This window comes from Blastomonas sp. AAP53, assembly GCF_000331245.1.
GTDB lineage: Bacteria > Pseudomonadota > Alphaproteobacteria > Sphingomonadales > Sphingomonadaceae > Blastomonas.
The window spans coordinates 115,782-139,766 of record NZ_ANFZ01000021.1 but is presented as its reverse complement, the minus strand read 5'-3'; the positions used below and the strand labels follow the sequence as shown (position 1 = coordinate 139,766).

Below are 23,985 nucleotides of genomic sequence, written 5' to 3'. Positions count from 1 at the left end.
CCCCTCCACCACCCGCTGCGCGGGCGGTCCCCCTCCCCCAGCAAGCTGGGGGAGGAATTCAGATGCCTCACACCGTCGGCAGCACGTGGTCCTTGAACTGATCGCGCAGCGCGGTCTTGAGCAGCTTGCCGGTGGCGCTGTGCGGCAGTTCGTCGACGAACACGATGTCATCGGGCAGCCACCATTTGGCGACATGCTGCGTGAGGTGATCGAGGATCGCCTCCTTGGTCGGGTTCGTGCCCGCCTTGGGCACCACCAGCAGCAGCGGGCGCTCGTCCCATTTGGGGTGCGGCAGGCCGATTGCTGCGGCTTCGGCGACATCCGCCATGCCGACGGCGGCATTTTCCAGATCGACCGAGCTGATCCACTCACCGCCTGACTTGATCACATCCTTGGCGCGGTCGGTGATCTGCATGACGCCATCGGGGTGGATGACCGAGACGTCGCCGGTATCGAACCAGCCATCCTCGGTCAGCGCGTCGGCCTCCGCCTTGAAATAGCGCTTGATGATCCACGGCCCCTTGATCTGCAGCCGTCCGCTCGACTTGCCGTCGCGCGGCTGGATATTGCCCTCGTCATCGACGACGCGCAGCTCGACGCCGAAGGGCGCGCGGCCCTGCTTGGTCACCAGATCGAGCTGGGCGTCGAAGCTCAGATCGTCCCAATCGGGCGATGGCGCGCCCATCGTGCCGATCGGCGAGGTTTCGGTCATGCCCCAGGCATGGTTCATCCGCGCGCCCATCTTCATGATCCGCTCGCACATCGCGCGCGGCGCAGCAGAGCCGCCGATGGTCACCACCTGCAGATGCTCGGGCTTCTTGCCGGTGCTGTCGATATGCTGGAACATCGCCAGCCACACCGTCGGAACCCCGGCGGAATGCGTGACCTTCTCGTCGTTCATCAGGTCGCACAGAACCGCAGGATCGTTGACTGCGGAAAACACGAACTTGATCCCCGCAGCCGCGCCTGCAAACGGCAAGCCCCAGGCCGCCGCGTGGAACATCGGCACCACCGGAAGCGCCACCGATTGCGGCGACAGGCTGAACACCGCCGGCTGCATTTCGGCCAGCGCGTGAATCACGGTCGAGCGATGCTCGTACAGCACGCCCTTGGGGTTGCCGGTCGTGCCCGAGGTATAGCACAGCATGCACGGATCGCGCTCGGGCCCCTCGTGCCAGCGATAGTCCGCATCGCCTGTCTCGAGCAGCGCCTCGAACCCTTGCGCCGCTGATCCGGCGGGCGGATCGAAGCAGACATAATGCTCGATCGTGGTCCAGCGGTCCTTCATCTTGTCGATGATCGGCTGGAACGCCGCGTCATAGCACAGCACCTTGTCCTCGGCGTGATTGGCGATGTACTCCAGCTGCTCTTCGAACAGCCGCGGATTGATGGTGTGGATCACGCCCCCCATGCCGATCGCGCCATACCAGGTGACCAGATGGCGGCTGTGGTTCATCGCCAGCGTGGCGACGCGGTCGCCCGGCTGCAGGCCCAGCTTGACGAGCGCACTCGCCAGCCGCCGCGCATCACGCGCGATGCCCGCCCAATGGGTGCGGGTCTGGCTGCCATCGGCCCAGCGGCTGACGATCTCGCGGGCACCACTTTCGCGTTCGGCATGATCGAGCAACCGCATCACGCGAAGTTCAAAGTCCTGCATTCCACCAACGATCATCATTCTCTCCTGACCCAAGGCCCTTCAATGGGGCCGGTTTCCTGCGGATCAGAAACCCCGAAGCGGCACTTAAGTCAACCGACGAGACGAAGTTCGGGACGAGATGCGGTATGGGATTCGATATCGCGGACGCAAAGCCCCTCGATCGCGCGCAACGCCTCGAGCGCATTGGCATCGAGCTGGAACCGCTTGCCCAGGCATACCGGCATCACCCGGCCTTCGCCCAGCAGCAGCCGGGCGTGCACTTCGTCCTGACCGCCACCGGCCTGCCCGACCAGCTCGGCCAATGCTGCGAGCGCATCGGGGTGCTGCACATCGATTTTCGCCTTGTGCCGCAGCGTGACCTTGATCTGGTCGAGCGGCCTGGCCCGGCGAATGGTGGCGCGCGGGGCCTGATCCTCGCTTGACCGATCGAACTCCAGCTCGATCAGCAGACACGCCGACTGGCTGGCCCATTCGGGCATCGATGCGACCACATCGTCATCGAACGAGCTGGCGGAAAACTGTCCGCTTTCGTCCGACAGATCGACCATCACGAACGTGCTGCCGCGCTTGCTCTGGCGGCGGTTGCAGCCTTCGACAAGGGCTGCAACCTTGGCGGTCTTGCGCTCGCCGACGCGCACATCCATCGTCTCGACGACCTGCTGATAGGGGCGCGCGCCCTGCGCCCTGGCCACCGCCGTAAACTCGGTCACCGGGTGCGCGGAGAAGAAGAAACCGAACGCATCGCGTTCGTATGTCATCGCCTCGCCTGTCGCCCAGGGCTTGGACGTGGGCAACCGCAGCGACTGGCCCGGCTGCTGGACATCGCCAAACAGCCCGCCCTGCCCACTGATCCGCTGGCGATGCGCCTCGGCCGCAACCGCCAGCACCATGTCCGCACCGCCGTGCACGGCAGAGCGCTCAAGCCCCAGCCCGTCGAACGCGCCAGCGGCGGACAGGCTTTCGATCTGGCGCTTGTTGACCTGGCCGGCGTCGATCCGATCGGCAAAATCGCCCAGCGACTTGAACGGCCCGCCCGCCATCCGCGTGGCAACGACGCCTTCCATCGCCTTCTCGCCGACATTCTTCAGCCCCGCCAGCGCATAGCGCACCGCCAGGCCATCTGCGGTCTGCTCGACCGAAAACTCCGCCTCGCTGGCGTTGATGCACGGCGGCAGGCAGGCGACACCCATGCGGCGCATGTCATCGACGAAGATGTTGAGCTTTTCGCTCTGCGCCATGTCGAAGCACATCGATGCCGCGTAGAATTCGTGCGGATAATGCGCCTTCACCCAGGCGGTCTGGTAGGCGAGCAATGCGTAAGCCGCAGCATGGCTCTTGTTGAAGCCATAGCCGGCAAACTTGTCGATCAAGTCGAACAGCTCGTTGGCCTTCTTGGCATCGATATTGTTGGCGCCTGCACCCTGGACAAACCGTCCGCGCTGCTGGTCCATCTCTGCCTTGATCTTCTTGCCCATCGCGCGGCGCAGAAGGTCGGCGTCACCGAGCGAGTAACCGGCCAGCACCTGGGCTGCCTGCATCACCTGTTCCTGATAGACGATGATGCCGTAGGTTTCCTTGAGGATATCCTCAAGCAGCGGGTGCGGATAGGTAATCGTCTCGCGCCCGTTCTTGCGCGCGCCGAAGCTGGGGATGTTGTCCATCGGCCCCGGGCGATAGAGCGAGACGAGCGCGATGATGTCGCCGAACGCGGTCGGCTTCACCTGCGCCAGCGTACGGCGCATGCCTTCGGATTCCAGCTGGAACACGCCGACGGTATCGCCGCGCTTGAGCAGATCGAACACCCCGGCATCGTCCCAGGGCAACGTGCTCAGATCCACCGTGACGCCGCGCTTGGCGAGCATTTCGGTCGCCTTGTGCAGCACCGACAGCGTCTTGAGGCCCAGAAAGTCGAATTTCACCAGCCCTGCGGTCTCGACATATTTCATGTCGAACTGGGTCACCGGCATGTCGGAGCGCGGATCGCGGTAGAGCGGAACCAGCTGCGCCAGCGGACGGTCGCCAATGACGACGCCGGCGGCGTGAGTCGAGCTGTGGCGTGGCAGGCCTTCGAGCTGCATCGCCAGATCGAACAGCCGCTTGACCTCGGCATCGTCGCGATACTGCTGGCGCAGTTCATCAACGCCAGCGAGCGCGCGGTCGAGCTTCCACGGATCGGTCGGGTGGTTGGGCACCAGCTTGCACAGGCCGTCGATGCGGCCATAGCCCATCTGCAGCACGCGGCCGGTATCGCGCAGCACTGCGCGCGCTTTCAACTTTCCGAAGGTGATGATCTGCGCGACATGATCACGGCCGTATTTGGCCTGCACATAGCGGATCACCTCGCCGCGCCGCGTTTCGCAGAAGTCGATATCGAAGTCGGGCATCGACACGCGTTCGGGGTTGAGGAAACGTTCGAACAGCAGCCCCAATTTGATCGGATCGAGATCGGTGATCGTCAGCGCCCAGGCGACGACCGAGCCCGCGCCCGAACCACGGCCCGGGCCCACCGGAATGTTGTGATCCTTCGCCCATTTGATGAAGTCGGCCACGATCAGGAAGTAACCGGGAAAGCCCATGCCGACGATGACGTTGATCTCGAACTCGAGCCGCTCGAAATACGCCTTGCGCTCTTCCTCGCTCTGCTCGGTATAAGTCGACAGCCGCATTTCCAGCCCGGCAAAGGCATCGGCGCGCAATTGCGCCGCCTCGCCTTCGAGATCGCCGGCCAGGCTCGGCAGGATCGGCTTGCGCTTGGGCGGCGCGAACGCGCAGCGCTGCGCGACCACCAACGTATTCGCCAGCGCCTCGGGCAGGTCGCTGAACAGCTCACGCATCATCGGCGCGGACTTGATCCATGCCTCGGGCGAGCTGCGTTCGCGGTTGGCAGCGCTGACATATTCGCCGCGCGCGATGCAGAGCATGGCATCATGCGCGGGATGGAAGCCGGGGTCGGAATAGCAGGCCGGGTTGGTCGCGACGATCGGCAGGTCGCGCGCATAGGCGAGGTCGAGCAGGGCGGTTTCCGCCAGCGTCTCGATCTCCTCGCCCCGGCGGCAGAACTCGATATACAGCCGGTCGCCGAACAGCGCCTGCAGCCTGTCGCAATAGCTTTCCGCTGCGTCTGACTGGCCGGCTGCGAGCAGGCGCACCAGCGCGCCCTCGCCGCCTGCGGTCAGCGCGATCACGCCTTCGGTGCGGCCCTCCAGCCGGTCGAACGGCACGTGCGCGGGCAGCTCCAGCGGACGGTCGAGATGCGCATGCGACACCAGATCGCACAGATTGTCATAGCCCTGCGCGTTCTGCGCATAGAGCGCCAGCCAGTCGAGCACCGGCGCGGAGCCTGCAACATCGGGGCGGGCGACGCACAGCAATGTGCCGATGACCGGCTGGATTCCGCTGTCGAAGCAGCCATCGGCGAACTGCATGCCCGCGTACAGGCCGTTGCGGTCGGCCAGCGCGATCGCGGGAAATCCGCGCGCATGGGCGGTCTTGGGGATCGCCTTGGGCTCGATCGCGCCTTCCAGCATGGTATATGCCGAGAACACGCGCAGCGGGACGAAGGGTTCATAGGCCATGGGGTAATGCTACCGCCTTCGCTGCGATTCTGGGAGCGGGATCACTCGCCGGTGGATAAATCCTGCGCCGCAATCTTGCGCCGCACATCGCGTACGGTTGACCAGATGCCATAGAGGATCAGCGCGCCCAGGAAGAACCAGACCCATAGCGGGATGTCCTTGCCGACAATCGCCAGATACACATAGGCCGAAACGAAACACGCGCCCGCGCACATCACCGGCAGCAGCGTCGGCTTGCCGGCGCGCGCGTTGCGCACCAGCCAGGCGATACTGGCGAGGAACAGCGGGATGGCGCCGACATAGATCGACGCGAAAATCCAAGGATTGACGCCATATTGCGCCCCCAGTTCGTTCGCCCAGGTGCTGATGGCTTCGATCATGTACGGCTCCCCCATTGGCCGATGTGCCAGCCCTCCGTCACGCCTGCACATGCAGGCATGGCGCGAGAATACAGCCGGAAATTCGCGTGTCGAGAGCGGCTGGTTACAGCAGCTTTTCGATGTCCGCCTTGAGCTGCTCGGGCTTCACCATCGATCCATAGCGCGCAACGACGGTGCCCTTGCGGTCGATCAGGAACTTGGTGAAGTTCCACTTGATCGCGCGGCTGCCCATCAGCCCGGCCTGCTGGCTCTTGAGATACTTCCACAGCGGATCGGCCTCTTCGCCGTTCACTGCGATCTTCTTCGACAGCGGGAAGGTGACGTCATAGGTCAGCGAGCAGAAATTCTTGATCTCTTCGGCATCGCCCGGTTCCTGCGCGCCGAACTGGTTGCAGGGAAAGCCCAGCACCTCGAAGCCACGATCCTGATATGCGCGATGCAGCTCTTCCAGCCCCTCGTATTGGGGGGTGAAACCGCATTTCGACGCGGTGTTGACGATCAGCAGCACCTGCCCTTCATAGTCGGAAAGCGGTTTGGTGCTGCCATCGGGCAGCGGCATCGTGAATTCGAAAACGTTCATGCGATCCTTCCATCGTGCAGGCGGACAACCCGGTCCATGCGCGTGGCCAGTCTTTCGTTATGGGTGGCCACCAATGCCGCGCTGCCCTCTTCCCTTACAAGATGAAGGAACTCCTGGAACACCATGTCTGCGGTCGCCTCGTCCAGATTTCCGGTCGGTTCGTCGGCCAGAACCACCTTCGGGCGGTTGGCGAGCGCTCGCGCTACGGCAACGCGCTGCTGCTCCCCGCCCGAAAGCTGCGTCGGCCGATGATCGAGCCGCTGGCCCAGCCCCAGCCGCGTCAGCAGCTCTGCGGCGCGATCCGACGCGGCTTCGCGCGATTGCCCCATGATCAGCTGCGGCAGCACGACATTCTCCCGCGCGGTGAAATCGGGCAGCAGATGGTGGAACTGGTAGATAAAGCCCAAAGCGGTCTTGCGCAGCAAGGTGCGACCGTTGCTGTTCAGCTTGGACGCTTCCTCGCCCGCAATGCGGATCGAACCGGTAAAGCCGCCCTCGAGCAGCCCCACGGCTTGCAGCATCGTCGATTTGCCCGACCCCGATGGCCCCAGCAGCCCGACGATCTCGCCCGGCTGCACCGCCAGATCGACACCCTTGAGCACATCGATGGTAACCCCGCCCTGCGCGAAGCTGCGGCGGACATCGGTCAGGTGGATGACAGCATCATTCATAACGCAGCACCTGTACCGGATCGGTCGAGGACGCCTTGAGCGCCGGGTAGAGCGTGGCGAGGAAGCTGAAGATCATCGCCATCGCGGTGATGCCCAGCACCTCGAACGGATCGGTGCGGCTGGGCAGTTCGGTGAGGAAACGGATCGACGGGTCCCACAATTCCTGCCCGGTCACCATCTGCACGAACAGCACGATGCTCTGCCGGAAATACAGGAACACAAAGCCCAGCCCCAGTCCCGCCAATGTGCCCAGCGAGCCGATGATCAGCCCGACGGTGATGAAGATCTTGAGCAAGGATTTGCGGCTCGCGCCCATGGTCCGCAGGATCGCGATGTCGCGGGTCTTGGCGCGCACCAGCATGATCAGCGAGGACAATATGTTGAACACCGCGACCAGGATGATGATCGACAGCACGATGAACATCGCCACGCGCTCGACCGCGAGCGCCTCGAACAGCGAGGCGTTGATCGTGCGCCAGTCGGAGATGATCGCCTGGCCGCGCAGCTTTTCCTCGAGCGGGGCAAGGATCTGCCGCACCTGATCGGCATCGCGCGTCGTCACCTCGATCATGCCCACCTGATCGCCCAGCAGCAGCAGCAATTGCGCATCGCGGATCGGCATGATTACGAACGCCTTGTCGTAATCATACACGCCGATCTCGACGATCGCGGCGACCTCGTACAGGATCTCGCGCGGTACCGTGCCGAACGGCGTCGAGCGGCCCGCCGGATTGATGATGGTGATGCTGTCACCAATGCGCACGCCCAGATTCTGCGCCAGCCGCGAGCCGATCGCGACCTTGGAGGTCCCCGCCTTGAGCGCGCTCACCGAACCCAGAACCGTCTTTTCCTTGAGGTCGGCGATATCGGAGGCATCGGTGCCGCGCACCAGAATGGCCTCGACCCGGCCCTCGTAATTCACCAGCAGTGGCTGCTCGATCAGCGGCGATGCGGCGACAACGCCGTCCATCTTGCGTGTCTCGGCGAGGATTTCCTGCCAGTTCTTCAGCCGTCCGCTATAGCCCTGGACCACCGCATGGCCGTTGAGGCCCACGATCTTGTCGAGCAGTTCGGCGCGAAAGCCGTTCATCACGCTCATCACGATGACCAGCGCCGCGACGCCCAGCATCACCGCGATCAGGCTGATGCCCGCAACCAGGAATATGAACGCCTCGCCGCGACCTGGCAGCAGATAACGCTTGGCGATCGTCCATTCAAAGGTGGACAGCATGATGGAGAGAACCGGACCTTTCCGATGGCAGATACTGGGGGTCCAGCATCCGCGCGCTGCTGAACGCTCTAGCCAGCGCAAGGTTAACTGACAATGGCCGATGCGGTTCCACGCGTGTTGCATAGACGCCACAGAAAGCATCAAAAATGACGCTAAGCCACGAAACACCCTAGCGTCGGAGGCCGCATTACGGAATCATGACACTGCGGATCAAGCGGCTACGGCCATGGGTTCGGGGATAGTTTCCGTTGCTTTGGGGAAAGCGGCGGTTACCAGGGTCCACTAATTGCGAGCGCGGCGGCAACGCTTTCAGCGCGCAGATTGGACCTGATAAAGAGCGTCCGGGTCTTGGGGGCCGGACGCTCTTTTTTCGTCCATTGCACGCGTATGGCAAGGTGCGACCCACAAAAAAAACCATCTTGAAACCGCTTCGCGATATCCTAGATTTGCGATGTGAGCCACGCCAACCGGGTGGTTCGCCGTTACCGAAGCGCCGCACATGCGGGCTTCAAACCTATGAAATCGCTTATATAAAGGATTTTGAAGATGAACCGTTTTGACTTCACCCCTTATCGCCGCACCACCGTTGGCTTTGACCGGCTGTTCGATTTGCTGGAAAACCAGGCCCGGGCTGCCCAGGGCGATAACTACCCCCCTTTCAACATCGAACGCAGCACCGACGATGCCTATCGCGTCACCATCGCTGTCGCCGGTTTCAAGTCGGACGAGCTGGACATTACCGCCCAGCAGAACCTGCTGGTGGTATCGGGCCGCAAGGCTGCCGAAGCCGAATCGCGTGGCAACTTCCTCCATATGGGCATCGCCAACCGCAACTTCGAACGCCGCTTCGAGCTGGCGGACTTCGTGCGGGTGAGCGATGCCAGCCTGGAAGACGGTTTGCTGACGATCGATCTGGTCCGCGAGGTCCCCGAGGCGATGAAGCCGAAGAAGATCTCGATCAACGGCGCGCCGCGGCTCTCGGTCGTCGAAGGCGCCGCGAAGGAAGACGGAGACAGCAAGGCAGCCTGACGCCTGGATCGCTGTTCTTCAACGGGTAGCAAGATGAACGGGGTGGGTCGGCAACGGCCCACCCTTTTTCGTGCCAAGCCTCTGCCATCAAGAGAGATGCAAAGTCATGCACCTTCGCTCGAACGTGGAAGTCCAAGCATGACCGCGCACAAAAGAAGAGGGCGGACCCTTGCAGGCCCGCCCTCCGCGCCCGCTCTGGACGCTGCTTTTTCCAGGGACAGGATTGGCCGGGTCGCATTTACCGCACCTGCCCCTGAAAAAAATATGAAACCGGTGACCCCGCGCCACAAGGGCGCGGGGTTTTCTCCGGGGCCAGGTTCGGCCGGGTCGCATTAACCTTGCCCAACCCCGGAAAACTGAAAACTTGCAGTGCTTCAGGCAGCCTCGGATATCTCCAGCAACGTATCGCGGTCGATGATCTTCACCCTGCCCTGCTCCAGCTCTATCAACCCGGCATCGGACCAGGCTGACAGTTGCCGATTAATCTGTTCGCGTGACAATCCCGCGAACGTCCCCAGCTCGCTCTGGCTCAGGTCCAGCTTGAGCTTGCCTTCATTGGCCCCGGACACCATCAGGCGCAGCAGATAGCGCGCCAGCCTGGGTCCCGAAGTGAAGGCGCGGTCCGCCTCGATCACGTCGTTTGCCTGGCGAAGCCGTTTGGCCATCACCCGCAACATCCTCCGGGGCATCGCCACGTGCCGCTCGGCGATCTCTTCGAAGGCTGGCCGCGACAGCGACAGCGCCGTCAGTTCGGTCAGCGCCTCGATCGATGCCGTGCGCGGCCCACCGTCCAGAAACGCGATTTCGCCGATGACATAGCCGGGCTCAGCATAATCGAGCACGATCTCGTGCCCGTTGCTCGCCACCATGCTCACCCGGGCAAAACCGGTCAGGATGATCAGCAGGTTGTCGCCTTCATCGCCCTGGCCCATCAGCTCCTGGCCCTTGCGGTAACGGACAAAATGCCCGCGCAGGATGATGTCGGACAGTTCGTCGGTTTCGCAATCTGCAAACAGGCTGTGGCTGGCCAACAATTCGGCTAGCTCATTCGCGTGCATGATCGCCCCCTATCCCTTCCTTTCTGTCTGACCAGGCCCCGACTAAGCAATTTAGCTTCAGTCGCCCTGTGCCCGCCGACAGATGTGTGTTGCCTCGAATCGACATACGCCGCTGTGCGCCAGCGCACAACAATGTCACTTAGAGTAAATTTCGAGTCTAGTGATGTGGTAAATTGGGGCACAGCGTCGGAAAATCGAGGCAAAACGCTGCCTTAGCCAAACGCAGTTAACGTCTGGTCGCGAAATGCTCTCGAGTGTTAACCCCCTTGAATGGGGGGATGCACCGCGTCGATCAGTGGCGGCGCGTGCAGGCGATCGTCAGACCAGCCGGCTTTGCGCCACCGCCGCTTCGATGAAGCTGGCAAACAGCGGATGCGGATCGAACGGCTTGCTCTTGAGCTCGGGGTGGTACTGCACCCCGACGAACCAGCTGTGATCGGGTCGCTCGACGATCTCTGGCAGCACGCCATCGGGCGACATGCCGGAAAACACGAGCCCGCCCTGTTCGAGCCGTTCGTGATAGGCGGTGTTGACCTCGTAGCGGTGGCGATGGCGCTCGCTGATGGTGTCGCTGCCGTAGATGCCGCGCACCCGGCTGTTGCCCGACAATTTGGCAGGGAACGCACCCAGGCGCATCGTGCCGCCCAGGTCGCCTTCGGCGCTGCGCTTCTGCAAGCCCGATTCGCCCATCCATTCGGTGATCAGGCCGACGATCGGCTCGGCGGTTTCGCCGAATTCGGTGGTCGATGCCGCCGAAATGCCCGATGTGTTCCGCGCCGCCTCGATGCACGCCATCTGCATGCCCAGGCAAATGCCGAAGAACGGCACGTTGCGTTCGCGTGCGAAGCGGACCGAGAGGATCTTGCCCTCGCTGCCACGCTCGCCAAAGCCACCGGGAACCAGGATGCCGTGCATCGGCTCCAGCTTGGCGGCGAGTTCATCATCGGGCAGCTTCTCGAACAGCTCGGCATCGAGCCATTTGACATGCACCTTGACCCGGTTGGCAAGGCCACCATGCACCAGAGCCTCGTGCAGCGACTTGTACGCATCCTGCAGGCCGACATATTTGCCGACCACGCCGATCGTCACTTCACCCTCGGGATGCTCGTGACGTTCCATGATATCGTGCCAGCGCGTGAGGTTGGGCGCAGGTGCATCCTTGATGCCGAACGCGCGCAGCACTTCGCGGTCGAGCCCCTCGGCATGATACTGCGTCGGCACGGCATAGATGCTCTTGGCATCGAGCGCGGGGATGACCGCTTCCTTGCGAACGTTACAGAACTGCGCGATTTTCGCGCGATCCGATTCGGGCAGCGGATGCTCGCAGCGGCACAGCAGAATGTCGGGCTGGATGCCCAGCGAGGTCAGTTCGCGCACGCTGTGCTGCGTCGGCTTGGTCTTCAGCTCGCCTGCTGCCGCGATATAGGGCACCAGGGTCACGTGGACGAACACGGTGTTCTCGCGGCCGATCTCGTTGCGCAGCTGGCGGATCGCCTCGATGAACGGCAGGCTTTCGATATCGCCCACAGTGCCGCCGATCTCGCACAGCACGAAGTCGAGATCCTCGGTCTCTGCCTGCGCGAACTGCTTGATCGCATCGGTCACGTGCGGAATGACCTGCACCGTCGCGCCCAGATAATCGCCGCGCCGCTCGCGCTGGATGATCGTCTGATAGATGCGGCCCGAGGTCACGTTGTCCGACTGCCGCGCAGAGACGCCGGTGAAGCGTTCGTAATGGCCAAGGTCGAGGTCGGTCTCTGCGCCATCATCGGTCACGTAGACTTCGCCGTGCTGATAGGGCGACATCGTGCCCGGATCGACGTTGAGATACGGATCGAACTTTCGGATGCGCACGCTGAAACCGCGCGCCTGCAAGAGAGCGCCCAGGCTGGCGGCCATCAGGCCTTTGCCAAGGGAGGAAACCACGCCGCCGGTGATGAAAATATAACGCGCCATGGGACCAACTCGTTAGCCGTTCACGCGCAAGGCTGACAAGCGCGCGAATCCGCAAGGAAACAAAAAACTGTGAACAGATCGCGCGACGGCGACCCGCGATGTCAGTTGGCGGGAGCCTCGCCAGCAGGTGCAGCATCGCCAGCCGGGGCCGCAGGAGCCGCCGCCGCAGGAGCTTCGCCCTGCGCGCCAGCCGCCGACAGCGGATCACCCGATGCCGGCATGCCCGGCGCAGCAGGTGCTGCCAATGGATCGGACACCGGAGCCGCAGCGCCACGCTGCAGCGAGGTATCGATATCGCCGGTCGAGTGAATGTTCGCTGCCATCACCGCCAGTGCGATGCTGAGCACCACGAACAGTGCCGCCAGCACCGCCGTGGTGCGGGTCAGCAGGTCGCCTGCGCCACGCGCCGACATCAGGCCGTTGGGGCTGCCCCCCACGCCCAGCGCGCCGCCTTCGGAACGCTGCATCAGGATGACACCCACCAATGCAGCAGCAATCAGCGTCTGCACGATGGTGATGAACAGGAAAATCGACGACATGTATGGTCAGACCCAGCAATAAGACTTCAAGTTGCGGCGCACATAGCGACTGCGCCCCGCCAGCGCAACCGGCGCGGTGCAGGGGTGATCGCCATGCCGCCGCAGTGGTTCAGCGCAGCGCAGCCTCGATGATCGGCACAAAGCTCTCCGCCTTGAGGCTCGCCCCGCCGACCAGCGCCCCGCCGACATCGGGCAGCGCCAGGATTTCTGCAGCATTGCCGGCATTGACCGAGCCGCCATAGAGAATGCGCACGCCCTTGCCCGCCTCGCCCAGCCTTTCGACCAGCGTCGCGCGCAAGGCGGCATGCATCGCGGCGATATCGCCTGCCACCGGAACCCGGCCCGTGCCGATCGCCCAGACAGGTTCATACGCCACCGAAAGCCAGTCACCGTCCGCCGAGTCAGGCAGCGACGCGGCAAGCTGGGCCGTCACAATGGGGATGGCGTTGCCGGAGTCGCGCTCGTCCAGCGTCTCCCCGACGCACAGGATCGCGCCCATGCCTGCAGCCTGCAGCGCCTGCGCCTTGGCGTTGACGTCGGCATCGCTCTCGCCCTGATCGGCGCGGCGTTCGGAATGGCCGATGATGGAATAGGTCGCCCCGGCGGCCTTGATCATGGCCGCAGACAGGTTGCCGGTGTGCGCACCTGAAGCCTTGGCATGGCAATCCTGCGCACCGATCTGCACCGGCCCTGCTGCGCTGGCGAAGGCGGCGATCAATGTGGCGGGCGGGCAGATGCCGACATCGACGCCGTCATGGCCTGCCGCTGCATCGGCAATGGCCTGCAACACCGTGACATCGGCCGCACTGCCGTTCATCTTCCAATTGCCGACGATATACGATCTGAGCTGCGCCATGCTGGTTTCCGTCCCCTTGCCTTTTGGTCCTGTGGAGCGGGCGGCTAGCAAATCGCGGCCCGCTTGACCAGCCACGGCCTCGGCCACGCTTTGTCAGGGTTGAAGCGGGCGGCAAAGCCCCCTAAAGCCAGCCCGCGTTTTAACGAGGCACAGGCCAGTATCCCGGCCCGGGCTGCATTGCGGACTATTCGATGATCAGCTTTATCCGTTCCTTCTTCCAGTCCAAGATCGGCCTTGCCGTCAGCTTCATCTTCCTGGCGCTGATTGCGGTGGCGTTCGCCGCATCGGACGTCACCGGCGGCGCGACCTTTGGTGGCGTCGGCAGCGAGGCCGTCGCGGAAATCGATGGAGACGATATCGGCACCGGCGAATTTTCGACCACGGTGACCAACGCCTTCGGCCAGGTCCGGCAGGACAATCCGCAGCTTGATATGGCCGCGTTCGATGCGCAGGGCGGCATCGACGGCATCCTCGAGCAGATGATCGGCAGCTATTCTGCAGCCGCGTTCGGTGAAAGCATCGGCCTTGGCGCCAGCAAGCGGCTGATCGACAGCGAGATCGCGGGAATCCAGTCCTTCAAGGGCGCCGATGGCCGTTTTGACGAGACCTTGTTCCGCGGCGCGCTGGCGCAGCAGGGCCTTACCGAATCCCGCGTCCGGATCGACATTCAGCGCGCGCTGATGACCGATCAGCTGGTCATTCCGGCCTCTTTCGGCGCCAAGCTGTCGCAGCAGATGGCGCTGCCTTATGCCGGATTGATCCTCGAAGGTCGTGAAGGTCAGATCGCGTTCGTGCCGTCTGCCGCGTTCGCACCCAAGACCGCCCCGACCCAGGCGCAGCTGCAGGCATTCCTGACCAAGAATGCCGCGCGCTATCGCGTGCCCGAGCGCCGCGTGTTGCGCTATGCCAGCATCATCACCGATCGTTTCCGTGACCAGGTGAAGGTCAGCGATGCCGAAATCGCCGCGCTGTACAAGCAGCGTTCGGCAGAGTTCGCCGCCACCGAAAAGCGCGATGTCGAACAGCTGATCGTACCGACCGAAGCGGCTGCAAAGGCGATCGCCGCCAGGATCAATAGCGGTGCCAGCATGGCCGCTGCCGCCAAGGAAGCGGGTCTGGAACCGGTAGACCTGGGCCTCAAGTCCAAGGACGATCTGACCAGGGATGCCTCGTCTGCGGTCGCCAACGCCGTGTTCGCTGCGGCCGCGGGCAAGGTCGCAACGCCCGCGCGCTCACCGCTTGGCTGGCATGTGGTGCGGGTCGACAGCATCTCGGCGATTTCCGGGCGCAGCATGGCGCAGGTCCGCAACCTGCTGGAAAACGAGATCACGCAGGACAAACTGCGCCAGACCGTGTCCGACTTTACCGCCAATCTGGAAGACCGCATATCCGATGGTGCCTCGCTCGCCGACCTCGCCAAGGACGAAGGCCTGACGCTGGAGGTCAGCCCCGAACTGCTCGCCAACGGCCAGTCGCCGACCAGGCCTGACTTCGTGCCCGTGGGGGCCTATCAGGCGATGCTGCCGGTCGCCTTCGGGCTCGAGGAAGATGCCGGGCCGCAGCTGGTCGAAGTGCAGCAGGGCAAGGAATTTGCCGTGTTCGAGGTGCAGGAAATCAAGCGCGCCGCGCCGCCGCCGCTCGCCAGCATCCGCGACCGCGTCGCGCGCGACTGGGCGCTGGCGCAGGGCCTGACCGCTGCCAAGTCGCTCGCCGACAGCATCGGCAAGGCACGCACCACCGCCGCGCTCGCCAAAGCCGTAAGCGGTGCCAAGGTTCCGCTGCCGGGCATCGAACAGATTGCCACCAACCGTCAGACGATCATGCAGCAACAGGGCCGCGTGCCGCCGCCGGTGGCGTTGCTGTTCAGCATGGCAGAGGGCACCACCAAGGTACTGGAAGGCCCCGACCGCACCGGATGGTTCGTCGTCCATCTCTCCAAGATCAATCGCGGCGACGCCAGCAAGGTCCCCGAACTGCTGGCCGCCACCCAGACCCAGCTGGGCCAGGTGGTCGCCGATGAATACGGCCAGCAGCTGATGCTGGCGATGAAGGCCAATGCCAATGTGAAGCGCAATCCCAAGGCGATCAAACGCGTCAAGGATCAGCTCACCGGCCGCAACCAGCAAAACTGATGTCCGGCTCCACAAGCCAGAACCGGGCCGAAGCTGCGCGTGCACTGACGCAGGGCCAGTCCACGCTGATCTGGCGGCGGCGCATCGCGGATACCGAAACGCCGGTGTCCGCAGCGCTCAAGCTGATCGAGCCCGAGCGCGGCGACTTTCTGCTGGAATCGGTCGAAGGCGGCGAAACCCGCGCGCGGCACAGCTTTGTCGGGCTGGCGCCCGATCTGGTGTTCCGCGCCTCGGGCGATGCGGCGGAAGTCAACGCCAGCTGGACAAGCGACCGCAGCGCCTTTGCGCCGTGTGCGCAAGGATCGCTGGGCGCATTGCGGGCACTGGCCGAGCAATGCCGGATGGAAGTTCCGCCCGAGCTGCCGCGCGCGCTGGCGTTTCTTGTCGGCTATTTCGGTTATGAAACCATCGGCCTTGTCGAGAAACTGCCGCGCGCGCCGCAGTCCGGTCTGGCGTTGCCCGACATGCTGTTCGTGCGCCCGACGGTGCTGCTGATCTTCGACCGGCTCAAGGACGAACTTTTCCTGATCGCGCCGATCTGGGCGGGGGCTGGTGATCCCGAACAGGCCATCGCTGCCGCCGAAGAGCGGCTCGACGCCGCCGAGCGCGCGCTGCACGCTCCCCTGCCTGCGACCGTGCGCGACGCGGCGTTCGATCCGGACAGCCTCGTCCCCACGCCCACCCTCGCGCCCGGTCACTATGGCGAGATGGTGCTCAAGGCCAAGGACTATATCGAGGCGGGCGATGTGTTTCAGGTCGTCCTGGCGCAGCGCTTCACCGCACCGTTCACGCTGCCGCCGATCGAGCTGTACCGCGCGCTGCGCCGCGTGAACCCCTCGCCGTTCCTCTATTTCCTCGACCTGCCCGGCCTCGCGCTGATCGGATCGAGCCCCGAGATCCTGGTCCGCGTGCGCGATGGCGAGGTCACCATCCGCCCGATTGCGGGCACCCGTCCGCGCGGCAAGACCCCGCAGGAGGACATCGAGAACCGCGCCAGCCTGCTCGCCGACCCCAAGGAGTTGGCCGAGCACCAGATGCTGCTCGACCTTGGCCGCAATGATGTCGGTCGCGTCACAAAGGCAGGCACGGTGCGCGTCACCGACAGCTTCACCGTCGAACAATACAGCCATGTGATGCACATCGTCAGCAATGTCGTGGGCGAACTGGTCGAGGACCGCGACGCCATCGACGCGCTGTTTGCGGGCTTCCCCGCAGGCACCGTCAGCGGCGCGCCCAAGGTGCGCGCGTGCGAGGTCATCGCCTCACTCGAGCCCGAAACGCGCGGCGCCTATGCGGGCGGCGTCGGCTATTTCGCGCCCGATGGCTCGGTCGATAGCTGCATCGTGCTGCGCACCGCAATCGTCCGCGAAGGCACGATGCATGTGCAGGCAGGCGCTGGCATCGTTGCCGACAGCGTGCCCGAATACGAGCAGCGCGAATGCGAGGCCAAGGCCGGCGCGCTCTTCGCTGCCGCGCGCGAGGCGCTGCGCCTCGCCAACGAAGCGGGGTACGGGCAGTGATCCTGGTCATCGATAACTACGACAGCTTTACCTACAACCTCGTCCATTACCTGATGGAGCTGGGCGCGGATGTGCGGGTCGAGCGCAATGATGCGCTGAGTGCGCGCGAGGCTCTGGCAACCAACGCACAGGCGTTCCTGATCTCGCCGGGCCCGTGCACGCCCAATGAGGCGGGGATCTCGCTCGATCTGGTCGCCGCCTGCGCCGATGCGAACAAGCCGCTGCTGGGCGTGTGCCTGGGCCACCAGTCGATCGGTCAGCATTTCGGCGGCGAAGTCATTCGCGGCGGACTGATGCACGGCAAGACATCGCCGGTGGAGCATGACGATACCGGTCTGTTCGCCGGCCTCCCCTCGCCATTCCTCGCAACGCGCTACCACTCTTTGGTCGTGCCCGAGGCCAGCCTGCCGCCCGAGATGATCGTCAACGCGCGCGTCGCCGTCACCGATGACAGCACGCCGCACGTGATGGGCTTTCGCCACGCCAGCCTGCCGATCCACGGCGTGCAGTTCCATCCCGAAAGCATCGCCACCCAGCATGGCCACCGGATGCTCGCCAATTTCATGGAACTCGCAGGGATCGCGGTGAAGCCGATGCGCGCGGAGCTGCTGGCATGACCCAGCTGCCCGATACCGCCCATCCGCTCAGCCGCGATGCCGCAGCAGAGGCGTTCACCGCCATCCTCGACGGCACGGTCAGCGACGAGGCGATTGCCGAGTTTCTGGTCGCCTTGTCCGAGCGTGGCGAGACCGCGATCGAGATTGCCGCAGCCGCACAAGGCTTGCGCGACCGGATGATCCCGATCGCCGCCCCCGAAGGTGCGATCGACGTCTGCGGCACTGGCGGCGATGGCCATCACAGCCTCAATGTTTCGACCGCCGTGTCTTTGGTCGTGGCAGCCTGCGACGTCCCGGTCGCCAAGCACGGCAACCGCGCCGCCTCGTCCAAGGCAGGCGCTGCCGATACGCTCGAGGTTCTGGGGCTTGATATGGCCGCCGCCGGCGCATCGGCGGAACAGTCGCTCGCCGAAATCGGCATCTGCTTCCTGTTCGCGGTCAACCACCATCCGGCCATGCGCCGCATCCAGCCGATCCGGCAGAAAATCGGCAAGCGCACCATCTTCAATCTGATGGGGCCGCTCGCCAATCCGGCGCGCGTCAAGCGCCAGCTGATCGGCATCGCGCGTCCGGGCTATGTGCATGTCTATGCCGAGGCGCTCGAGATGCTGGGCACCGAGCATTCGCTGATCGTGTCGGGCGATGAAGGCCTCGACGAGCTGTCGCTGGCGGGCGGCAACGAGGTCGCCGATATCGGCGGCGATGGCGTGATCATGAAACGCTGGTCGGCCAGGGACGCGGGCCTTCCCGTCCACCCGATCGAGGCGATCCGCGGCGGCGATGCAGCGTTTAACGCTGCCGCGCTGCGCCGCTTGTTGCAGGGCGAGACCGGGCCGTATCGCGACGCCGTGTTGTTCAACGCCGCCGCTGCGCTGCTGATCGCAGGCGAGGTCGACAGCCTGACCGATGGCGCGGAAGAGGCCGCCGAAGCGATCGACAAGGGGCTGGCGAACGCGCTGCTCAACTGCTGGATTGATTTTACGAAGGCCGCCGCATGAACAAGCTGGAAGAAATCTGCTCGGTCAAGGCCATCGAGGTCGAGCGCCGCAAGGGCCTGGCCTCGCTCGCCGAGCTGGAAAAGCGCGCAGCGTCGGCCAGCGCACCGCGCGGCTTTGCGCGCGCGCTCGCCGAAAAGTCGGCAGACGGCTTCGGCCTGATCGCCGAGATCAAGCGTGCCAGCCCCTCCAAGGGCCTGATCCGCGCCGATTTCGATCCGCCTGCGCACGCCGCTGCGTATCAGGTAGGCGGCGCGGCGTGTCTTTCGGTGCTCACCGATGTCCCTTATTTTCAGGGCCATGACGATTTCCTCGTCGCCGCGCGCAACGCCTGCGACCTGCCGTGCCTGCGCAAGGACTTCATGGTCGATGTCTGGCAGGTCGCCGAAAGCCGCGCTTTGGGTGCCGATGCCGTGCTGATCATCGTCGCCGCGCTCGACGATGCGACGATGGCCGATATCGAGACGGCTGCGCTGGACCACGGCATGGACGTGCTGATCGAGGTGCACGACGAAAGCGAACTGGAGCGCGCGCTCAAGCTGCGTTCGCCGCTGATCGGCGTCAACAACCGCGATCTGCGCAGCTTCGAGACCGATATCGCCACCACCGAGCGGCTGGTCGCGATGATCCCAGAGGGCTATATCGCGGTCTCCGAAAGCGGCATCTACACGCATGACGATTGCGAGCGCCTGAGCCAGCATAATGTGCGCAATTTCTTGGTCGGGGAATCGCTGATGCGGCAGGACGATATTACGGTTGCCACCCGCCAGCTGCTGACAGGTGCTGCCGCCTGATGAGCGACCTGACCCATCTCGACGCCAGCGGCGCGGCGCATATGGTGGATGTCTCCGCCAAGCCCGACACGGTGCGCGAGGGCGTGGCAGAAGGATCGATCAGCATGGCGCCAGAGGTGATCGCCGCGATCCGCGCGGGCGACATCAAGAAGGGCGACGTGCTGGGCACCGCGCGCATCGCCGGGATCATGGCCGCCAAGCAGACGAGCAGCCTCATCCCGCTGTGCCACCCGTTGCCGATCAGCAGCGTGTCGGTCGAGTTCGAATACACCGAAACCGGCGTTCGCGTCGAAACGCGGGTGCGCACTTCGGGCAAGACCGGGGTGGAGATGGAGGCGCTCACCGCTGCCAGTGTCGCGCTGCTCACCATCTACGACATGGCCAAGGCGCTCGACAAGGCCATGGTCATTGGTGCCGTCCGGCTGCTCGCCAAGAGCGGCGGCAAATCGGGCGACTGGACCGCGCCCTGATGGCAGGCGGGTTGATCTCGCTTGATGAAGCGCGCGCCCGGCTGCTGGCGCTCGCCACGCCGAAACCCGCCATCACGCTGCCGTTGCACGAGACGACCGGGCTTGTCCTGGCCCAGCCGCTGACGTCATTGCGCAACCAGCCCGCCGCCGATCTTTCCGCCATGGATGGCTATGCCGTGCGCCATATCGATCTGCCCGGACCCTGGCGCGTCATCGGCGAGAGCGCGGCAGGACGGCCGTTTGCAGGCGTCATTGGCACGCGCGAGGCAGCCCGCATTTCCACCGGCGCGATGATCCCCGATGGCGCGGATTGCGTCGTCGTGCAGGAAGACGTTGCGCGCGACGGCGAACAGCTGACACTTACCGGCGATGGCCCGCCCGCACCCGGGGCGCACATCCGCCGCGCAGGGCATGACTTCGCATCCGGATCGGTGCTCGCCAATGCAGGATCACCGATCGACGCGCGGCTGATCGCGCTTGCGGCAATGGCGGGTCATGGCGCGCTGGCCGTGCATCCGCGCCCGCGCGTTGCGATCATCAGCACCGGTGACGAGCTGGTGTCACCGGGCGAGCCGCTGCCCTCTCCCGCGCATATCCCGGCAAGCAACGGCGTGATGCTGGCAGCGATGCTGTCCGCGCTTCCGGTCGACCTCATCGTGCCGCCGTTGCTGCCCGATGGCCGCGCAACGATCGCCGCCGCGCTGGCAGAACACAGCGACGTGGACATTATCGTTACTACCGGCGGGGCCTCTGTCGGCGACCACGACCTCATCCAGCCTGCGCTCGCCGATAGCGGCGGCAGCGTCGATTTCTGGCGGATTGCAATGCGGCCCGGCAAGCCCGTGATGGTCGGTACCCTGGGCAAGGCGATCGTGCTCGGCCTGCCCGGCAACCCGGTCTCCGCCTATGTGACTGCGTTGCTGCTGATGTTGCCGCTTGTCCGGCATCTGCTGGGGTATCAACAGCTTGGCCCGGTCATCGAACACGGCGTGGCAGGAGCGCCCTTTCCGGCCAATGGTTCGCGGCAGGACTTCATGCGCGCTCGGATCATCGATGGCGCGCTGCGCCGCATCGGCAACCAGGACAGCGGCGCATTGTGCGCGCTGCATCTGGCGGATGCACTGGTGGTCCGTGCGGCGAACGCCCCCGAGGCCGCACCGGGTGACCCGATCGACTATATCGCGCTCGATCGGCACTGAGCACACAAGGTCTTGACCTGACCGCCTTTGTTTCGTAATTGTTCCTTATTCGTTCGACACGCCGGCTTATGGTTTACGCGTCGAGCGACCCAGAAAGGAACATCGGCGATGCTGACCCGCAAGCAACATGACCTTATCCGCTTCATCCAGGAACGTCTGGAAGAGAACGGCATCTCTCCATCGTTCGAAGAGATGAAGGAGGCACTCGACCTCAAGTCGAAGTCCGGTGTCCACCGGCTGGTCAGCGCGCTGGAAGAGCGTGGGTTCATCCGCCGCCTGCCCAACCGCGCGCGGGCGCTCGAAATCCTCAAGCTGCCCGAGGCCAGCGTCAAGCCGCGCGCCAAGGAACTCGCCGCTGCCTCTGCCGCCAAGGCGAGCGCCGCCAAGAGCAACATCGTCAGCTTGGATACCGTGCGCAAGCTGCAGGTGCCCGAAGCGGCGAACAGCAACGTGCTGGAAATTCCGCTGCACGGCCGCATCGCCGCAGGCGCACCGATCGAGGCCTTCGAGGGCACCGAAATCCTCCCCGTCCCCGCTGCCCTACTGGGCGCTGGCGAGCATTATGCGCTCGAAGTTTCGGGCGATTCGATGATCGAGGCGGGCATTTTCGATGGTGACTTCGCGCTGATCAAGCGCACCGAGTCCGCGCGCGACGGCGAAATCGTCGTGGCGCTGGTGCGTGGCGAAGAAGCGACCTTGAAATACCTGCGCCGCGAGAATGGCCGCATCCGGCTCGATCCGGCCAATGCGGCCTATGCCCCGCAATTTTATGCGCCGCATGAAGTCCAGGTTCAGGGCAAGCTCGCAGGCCTGCTGCGCCGCTACCATTGAGGCTGCGGGGTCTGGCGCCGGGTGATCAGCCCCGCGTCAGGCCCAGCTCTTCGAGCAGGCGGGGCATCTGCTGCTTGAACGGGAAAAAGCCCTTGCGCGCATGCGGCCAGAACGTCTCGTCCCACCGGCGGCGCGCCTCGATCAGGTCCACGCCGCCCTTGCCCAGTTGGAGTTTCAGTCCGGCAAGCGCATCGGCCACCGGGCCGATCGGCGCATAAGGTGTCACGATCTGCCGCACGCCCGCTGCTTCGGCCGCTGCGGCCAGTGTTGCCGCATCCATCCGCGCTGCCATCGTGACCGGAACGCCCCGTTCGGCCTGCAGCAGCGTTGCGCAGTCCTGTGCAGCGGCTGAAACGAACGCCCGCGCCTGATCCCCCCACAGCAGGTGCGGATCGGACGTCACCAGAACACCGCGAATATCCGAGCTGCGCCATACGGATTGGTCGGGGTTCAGGTCTTCAGGCGTAACCAACAGCAATGCGGGTTCGCCTAGTACGCCGCGCTCTGGTTCGGACAAGGGTACAGGCGCTGGCACCGGCGGCTCGGTCAGCGGCTCGGCGTGGAGCGCCAGGCCCTTGGGTGCGAACCGGCCCCCGGTGTAGCGCGCTATGTTCTCGGTCGTTGCCAGATACGTCTTGCCCACCGTCTGCAATCCGGCCACCCAGCGCCACGACAGGGTGTTGCTGGCGGCATCCGCATCGATCAGGTGACGCAGGAAGAAGTCCGCACCCAGCGCCCAGGGCAGTTTCAGCGTAAAAATCCAGATCGAGGCGAACCACATTCGTGCATGATTGTGCAGATAGCCGGTTTCGACGAGCTCCTGCGCCCAGTCGTCAAACCCCTCGATGCCGGTGCGGCCCTGCTCGGCCTCCGCCAGCCCCTTGGGATAGACCCAATTCTCGCGCTGCCGGTCCCGCTCGGCCACGAAGCACGACCACACGCCGGGCCGCATCTCGAGCCAGCCCTTCCAATAGGTGCGCCACAGCACCTCCTGCACGTATTTCTCCGCCGCACCCAGCGTGTGCCGTGCCAGCACGGCATCGACGACCTCGCCCTCGCTGATCAGGCGATAGCGCAGCCAGGGCGACAGGCGCGAAACAGCGCCCGGCTGGTCTGGCCCCGGATCGGTGTTACGGCCGTCGGCATAATCGGCGCCGGCATGCGGCACGAACGCCGCCAGGCGCTCCAGCCCGGCAGCGCGCGAAGGCATGAATATCGCGCTCATCGTGCGCGCTCCCGCACCCATGCCTGCAATCGCGGACGAACCTTCAGAAACCGGAGGTACAGAGCCTCCAAGCCGCGCAGAGCCAAAGGATTGCGGGCGAGCAGCCCCAATGGACGCAGCAGCGGGATGGCGCGCCACATTGCCGCAAAAGCGGCGGCGCCCGACAGCATCACGCCATCCTCGCGCGCGTGAAACCGCGCCAGCAATGCGCTGCGGTCAATCGGACACACCGTATCGGGCGCGGCGACATCGACAAAGCGGATCGCTCCGCGCTGGTCGAGCCTGCGCATCAGTGCAATCTCGCGCAGGCACAATGGGCAGCCTCCGTCGAACCACACCATCAGTTGGTCATTGTGCCTGGCCACCGCTGCATTCCCCCCGTGCGTCATCGTCGATGATATAGGGCGCGGCAGGACGATTACCACTGCAGCCCGGCCATGGGGCGACATGCGCCAGCGCCTTTCCGACCTGCCAGCCCGCCCCTGAAATGCTGCGCCGCACAAGATTTTTGAGTGCCGCGCAAATTTCCGCTTGCCCAAATTTCTTAACAATGATTGTATCGCAGTATCAGCTGAGAATCGAAGTTTCCGCTACTTTTGAAAGAACAGACGACCACGTTGCGTCTGCAGCTTTCCACCTGATTTCCTTAAAAAATATTGCGCCGCACAAT

The 23,985-nt window shown here is 64.4% G+C and carries 21 protein-coding genes; 9 read left to right on the top strand and 12 right to left on the bottom strand.

Annotated elements, in window-relative coordinates; all coding sequences use genetic code 11:
* Positions 1-67: 67 nt before the first annotated feature.
* The 6 genes from D618_RS0116400 to D618_RS0116375 all read right to left on the bottom strand — a co-directional run bounded on the left by D618_RS0116400 (position 68) and on the right by D618_RS0116375 (position 8,097).
* Positions 68-1,672, bottom strand: a complete 1,605-nt coding sequence (locus D618_RS0116400; RefSeq protein ID WP_238550703.1) for a long-chain fatty acid--CoA ligase — start codon at positions 1,670-1,672, stop codon at positions 68-70.
* 74 nt (positions 1,673-1,746) lie between these two features.
* Complete coding sequence (dnaE, locus tag D618_RS0116395) at positions 1,747-5,232, bottom strand: DNA polymerase III subunit alpha (RefSeq protein WP_017672622.1); 3,486 nt, start codon at positions 5,230-5,232, stop codon at positions 1,747-1,749.
* A 41-nt stretch (positions 5,233-5,273) separates the two neighbouring features.
* On the bottom strand, positions 5,274-5,612 hold the full coding sequence (locus D618_RS0116390) for a hypothetical protein (protein ID WP_040370991.1): 339 nt from the start codon (positions 5,610-5,612) through the stop codon (positions 5,274-5,276).
* Positions 5,613-5,715: 103 nt separating this feature from the next.
* Entirely contained in the window at positions 5,716-6,192 is a 477-nt protein-coding gene (locus D618_RS0116385) for a glutathione peroxidase (RefSeq protein WP_017672620.1), read from the bottom strand.
* Positions 6,189-6,863: an ABC transporter ATP-binding protein gene (locus D618_RS0116380; RefSeq protein ID WP_017672619.1), complete on the bottom strand. Its 675-nt coding sequence runs from the start codon at positions 6,861-6,863 to the stop codon at positions 6,189-6,191. The genes D618_RS0116385 and D618_RS0116380 overlap by 4 nt, the downstream gene beginning before the upstream one ends.
* On the bottom strand, positions 6,856-8,097 hold the full coding sequence (locus tag D618_RS0116375; protein ID WP_026091785.1) for a lipoprotein-releasing ABC transporter permease subunit: 1,242 nt from the start codon (positions 8,095-8,097) through the stop codon (positions 6,856-6,858). The genes D618_RS0116380 and D618_RS0116375 overlap by 8 nt, the downstream gene beginning before the upstream one ends.
* A gap of 543 nt (positions 8,098-8,640) precedes the next feature.
* Between D618_RS0116375 and D618_RS0116370 the strand changes: the two genes are divergently transcribed.
* Positions 8,641-9,123 (top strand): Hsp20 family protein, encoded by a 483-nt coding sequence (locus D618_RS0116370; RefSeq protein WP_017672617.1) that lies wholly within the window; start codon positions 8,641-8,643, stop codon positions 9,121-9,123.
* Positions 9,124-9,497: 374 nt separating this feature from the next.
* Here D618_RS0116370 and D618_RS0116365 read toward each other — a convergent pair whose 3' ends face one another.
* The 4 genes from D618_RS0116365 to tpiA all read right to left on the bottom strand — a co-directional run bounded on the left by D618_RS0116365 (position 9,498) and on the right by tpiA (position 13,532).
* Positions 9,498-10,181, bottom strand: coding sequence for a Crp/Fnr family transcriptional regulator (locus D618_RS0116365; protein ID WP_026091783.1), 684 nt, complete (start codon positions 10,179-10,181; stop codon positions 9,498-9,500).
* 318 nt (positions 10,182-10,499) lie between these two features.
* Positions 10,500-12,137, bottom strand: a complete 1,638-nt coding sequence (locus D618_RS0116360; RefSeq protein ID WP_017672615.1) for a CTP synthase — start codon at positions 12,135-12,137, stop codon at positions 10,500-10,502.
* Positions 12,138-12,238: 101 nt separating this feature from the next.
* Positions 12,239-12,667: a preprotein translocase subunit SecG gene (gene secG, locus D618_RS0116355; RefSeq protein WP_040370989.1), complete on the bottom strand. Its 429-nt coding sequence runs from the start codon at positions 12,665-12,667 to the stop codon at positions 12,239-12,241.
* A 118-nt stretch (positions 12,668-12,785) separates the two neighbouring features.
* Entirely contained in the window at positions 12,786-13,532 is a 747-nt protein-coding gene (gene tpiA / locus D618_RS0116350; protein WP_017672613.1) for a triose-phosphate isomerase, read from the bottom strand.
* Positions 13,533-13,723: 191 nt separating this feature from the next.
* Between tpiA and D618_RS0116345 the strand changes: the two genes are divergently transcribed.
* From D618_RS0116345 to lexA, 8 genes are all read left to right on the top strand, one after another.
* A complete protein-coding gene (locus D618_RS0116345) occupies positions 13,724-15,664 on the top strand; it encodes a peptidylprolyl isomerase (RefSeq protein WP_017672612.1) in 1,941 nt (646 codons plus the stop codon).
* Entirely contained in the window at positions 15,664-17,184 is a 1,521-nt protein-coding gene (locus tag D618_RS0116340) for an anthranilate synthase component I (RefSeq protein ID WP_017672611.1), read from the top strand. Before D618_RS0116345 ends, D618_RS0116340 begins: the two co-directional genes overlap by 1 nt.
* Positions 17,181-17,801: an aminodeoxychorismate/anthranilate synthase component II gene (locus tag D618_RS0116335; protein ID WP_017672610.1), complete on the top strand. Its 621-nt coding sequence runs from the start codon at positions 17,181-17,183 to the stop codon at positions 17,799-17,801. The genes D618_RS0116340 and D618_RS0116335 overlap by 4 nt, the downstream gene beginning before the upstream one ends.
* Positions 17,798-18,799, top strand: coding sequence for an anthranilate phosphoribosyltransferase (gene trpD, locus D618_RS0116330; protein ID WP_017672609.1), 1,002 nt, complete (start codon positions 17,798-17,800; stop codon positions 18,797-18,799). The genes D618_RS0116335 and trpD overlap by 4 nt, the downstream gene beginning before the upstream one ends.
* The gene (gene trpC, locus D618_RS0116325; protein WP_017672608.1) at positions 18,796-19,590 is read left to right on the top strand and encodes an indole-3-glycerol phosphate synthase TrpC; all 795 of its coding nucleotides are present in this window, start codon (positions 18,796-18,798) and stop codon (positions 19,588-19,590) included. The genes trpD and trpC overlap by 4 nt, the downstream gene beginning before the upstream one ends.
* Complete coding sequence (gene moaC / locus D618_RS0116320; protein WP_017672607.1) at positions 19,590-20,060, top strand: cyclic pyranopterin monophosphate synthase MoaC; 471 nt, start codon at positions 19,590-19,592, stop codon at positions 20,058-20,060. Before trpC ends, moaC begins: the two co-directional genes overlap by 1 nt.
* Complete coding sequence (gene glp, locus D618_RS0116315; protein WP_017672606.1) at positions 20,060-21,259, top strand: gephyrin-like molybdotransferase Glp; 1,200 nt, start codon at positions 20,060-20,062, stop codon at positions 21,257-21,259. Before moaC ends, glp begins: the two co-directional genes overlap by 1 nt.
* A 108-nt stretch (positions 21,260-21,367) precedes the next feature.
* Positions 21,368-22,090, top strand: coding sequence for a transcriptional repressor LexA (gene lexA, locus D618_RS0116310; RefSeq protein ID WP_017672605.1), 723 nt, complete (start codon positions 21,368-21,370; stop codon positions 22,088-22,090).
* A gap of 25 nt (positions 22,091-22,115) precedes the next feature.
* On the opposite strand, the gene D618_RS0116305 is transcribed toward lexA, so the two are convergent.
* Positions 22,116-23,315, bottom strand: a complete 1,200-nt coding sequence (locus D618_RS0116305) for an FAD-binding domain-containing protein (RefSeq protein ID WP_238550702.1) — start codon at positions 23,313-23,315, stop codon at positions 22,116-22,118.
* Positions 23,312-23,656 carry a DUF393 domain-containing protein gene (locus D618_RS0116300; protein ID WP_017672603.1) on the bottom strand — a complete coding sequence of 115 codons (345 nt, stop codon included), beginning with the start codon at positions 23,654-23,656 and terminating at the stop codon, positions 23,312-23,314. The genes D618_RS0116305 and D618_RS0116300 overlap by 4 nt, the downstream gene beginning before the upstream one ends.
* Positions 23,657-23,985: the final 329 nt, after the last annotated feature.

Coding starts and splice junctions, on each gene's coding strand:
- dnaE (WP_017672622.1), bottom strand. CDS start 5,232: ATGGCCTATGAACCCTTCGTCCCGCTGCGCGTGTTCTCGGCATATACC.
- D618_RS0116385 (WP_017672620.1), bottom strand. CDS start 6,192: ATGAACGTTTTCGAATTCACGATGCCGCTGCCCGATGGCAGCACCAAA.
- D618_RS0116370 (WP_017672617.1), top strand. CDS start 8,641: ATGAACCGTTTTGACTTCACCCCTTATCGCCGCACCACCGTTGGCTTT.
- D618_RS0116365 (WP_026091783.1), bottom strand. CDS start 10,181: ATGCACGCGAATGAGCTAGCCGAATTGTTGGCCAGCCACAGCCTGTTT.
- D618_RS0116340 (WP_017672611.1), top strand. CDS start 15,664: ATGTCCGGCTCCACAAGCCAGAACCGGGCCGAAGCTGCGCGTGCACTG.
- D618_RS0116390 (WP_040370991.1), bottom strand. CDS start 5,612: ATGATCGAAGCCATCAGCACCTGGGCGAACGAACTGGGGGCGCAATAT.
- moaC (WP_017672607.1), top strand. CDS start 19,590: ATGAGCGACCTGACCCATCTCGACGCCAGCGGCGCGGCGCATATGGTG.
- trpD (WP_017672609.1), top strand. CDS start 17,798: ATGACCCAGCTGCCCGATACCGCCCATCCGCTCAGCCGCGATGCCGCA.
- D618_RS0116345 (WP_017672612.1), top strand. CDS start 13,724: ATGATCAGCTTTATCCGTTCCTTCTTCCAGTCCAAGATCGGCCTTGCC.
- lexA (WP_017672605.1), top strand. CDS start 21,368: ATGCTGACCCGCAAGCAACATGACCTTATCCGCTTCATCCAGGAACGT.
- D618_RS0116300 (WP_017672603.1), bottom strand. CDS start 23,656: ATGGTGTGGTTCGACGGAGGCTGCCCATTGTGCCTGCGCGAGATTGCA.
- D618_RS0116400 (WP_238550703.1), bottom strand. CDS start 1,672: ATGATCGTTGGTGGAATGCAGGACTTTGAACTTCGCGTGATGCGGTTG.
- D618_RS0116305 (WP_238550702.1), bottom strand. CDS start 23,315: ATGAGCGCGATATTCATGCCTTCGCGCGCTGCCGGGCTGGAGCGCCTG.
- D618_RS0116360 (WP_017672615.1), bottom strand. CDS start 12,137: ATGGCGCGTTATATTTTCATCACCGGCGGCGTGGTTTCCTCCCTTGGC.
- trpC (WP_017672608.1), top strand. CDS start 18,796: ATGAACAAGCTGGAAGAAATCTGCTCGGTCAAGGCCATCGAGGTCGAG.
- D618_RS0116380 (WP_017672619.1), bottom strand. CDS start 6,863: ATGAATGATGCTGTCATCCACCTGACCGATGTCCGCCGCAGCTTCGCG.
- glp (WP_017672606.1), top strand. CDS start 20,060: ATGGCAGGCGGGTTGATCTCGCTTGATGAAGCGCGCGCCCGGCTGCTG.
- tpiA (WP_017672613.1), bottom strand. CDS start 13,532: ATGGCGCAGCTCAGATCGTATATCGTCGGCAATTGGAAGATGAACGGC.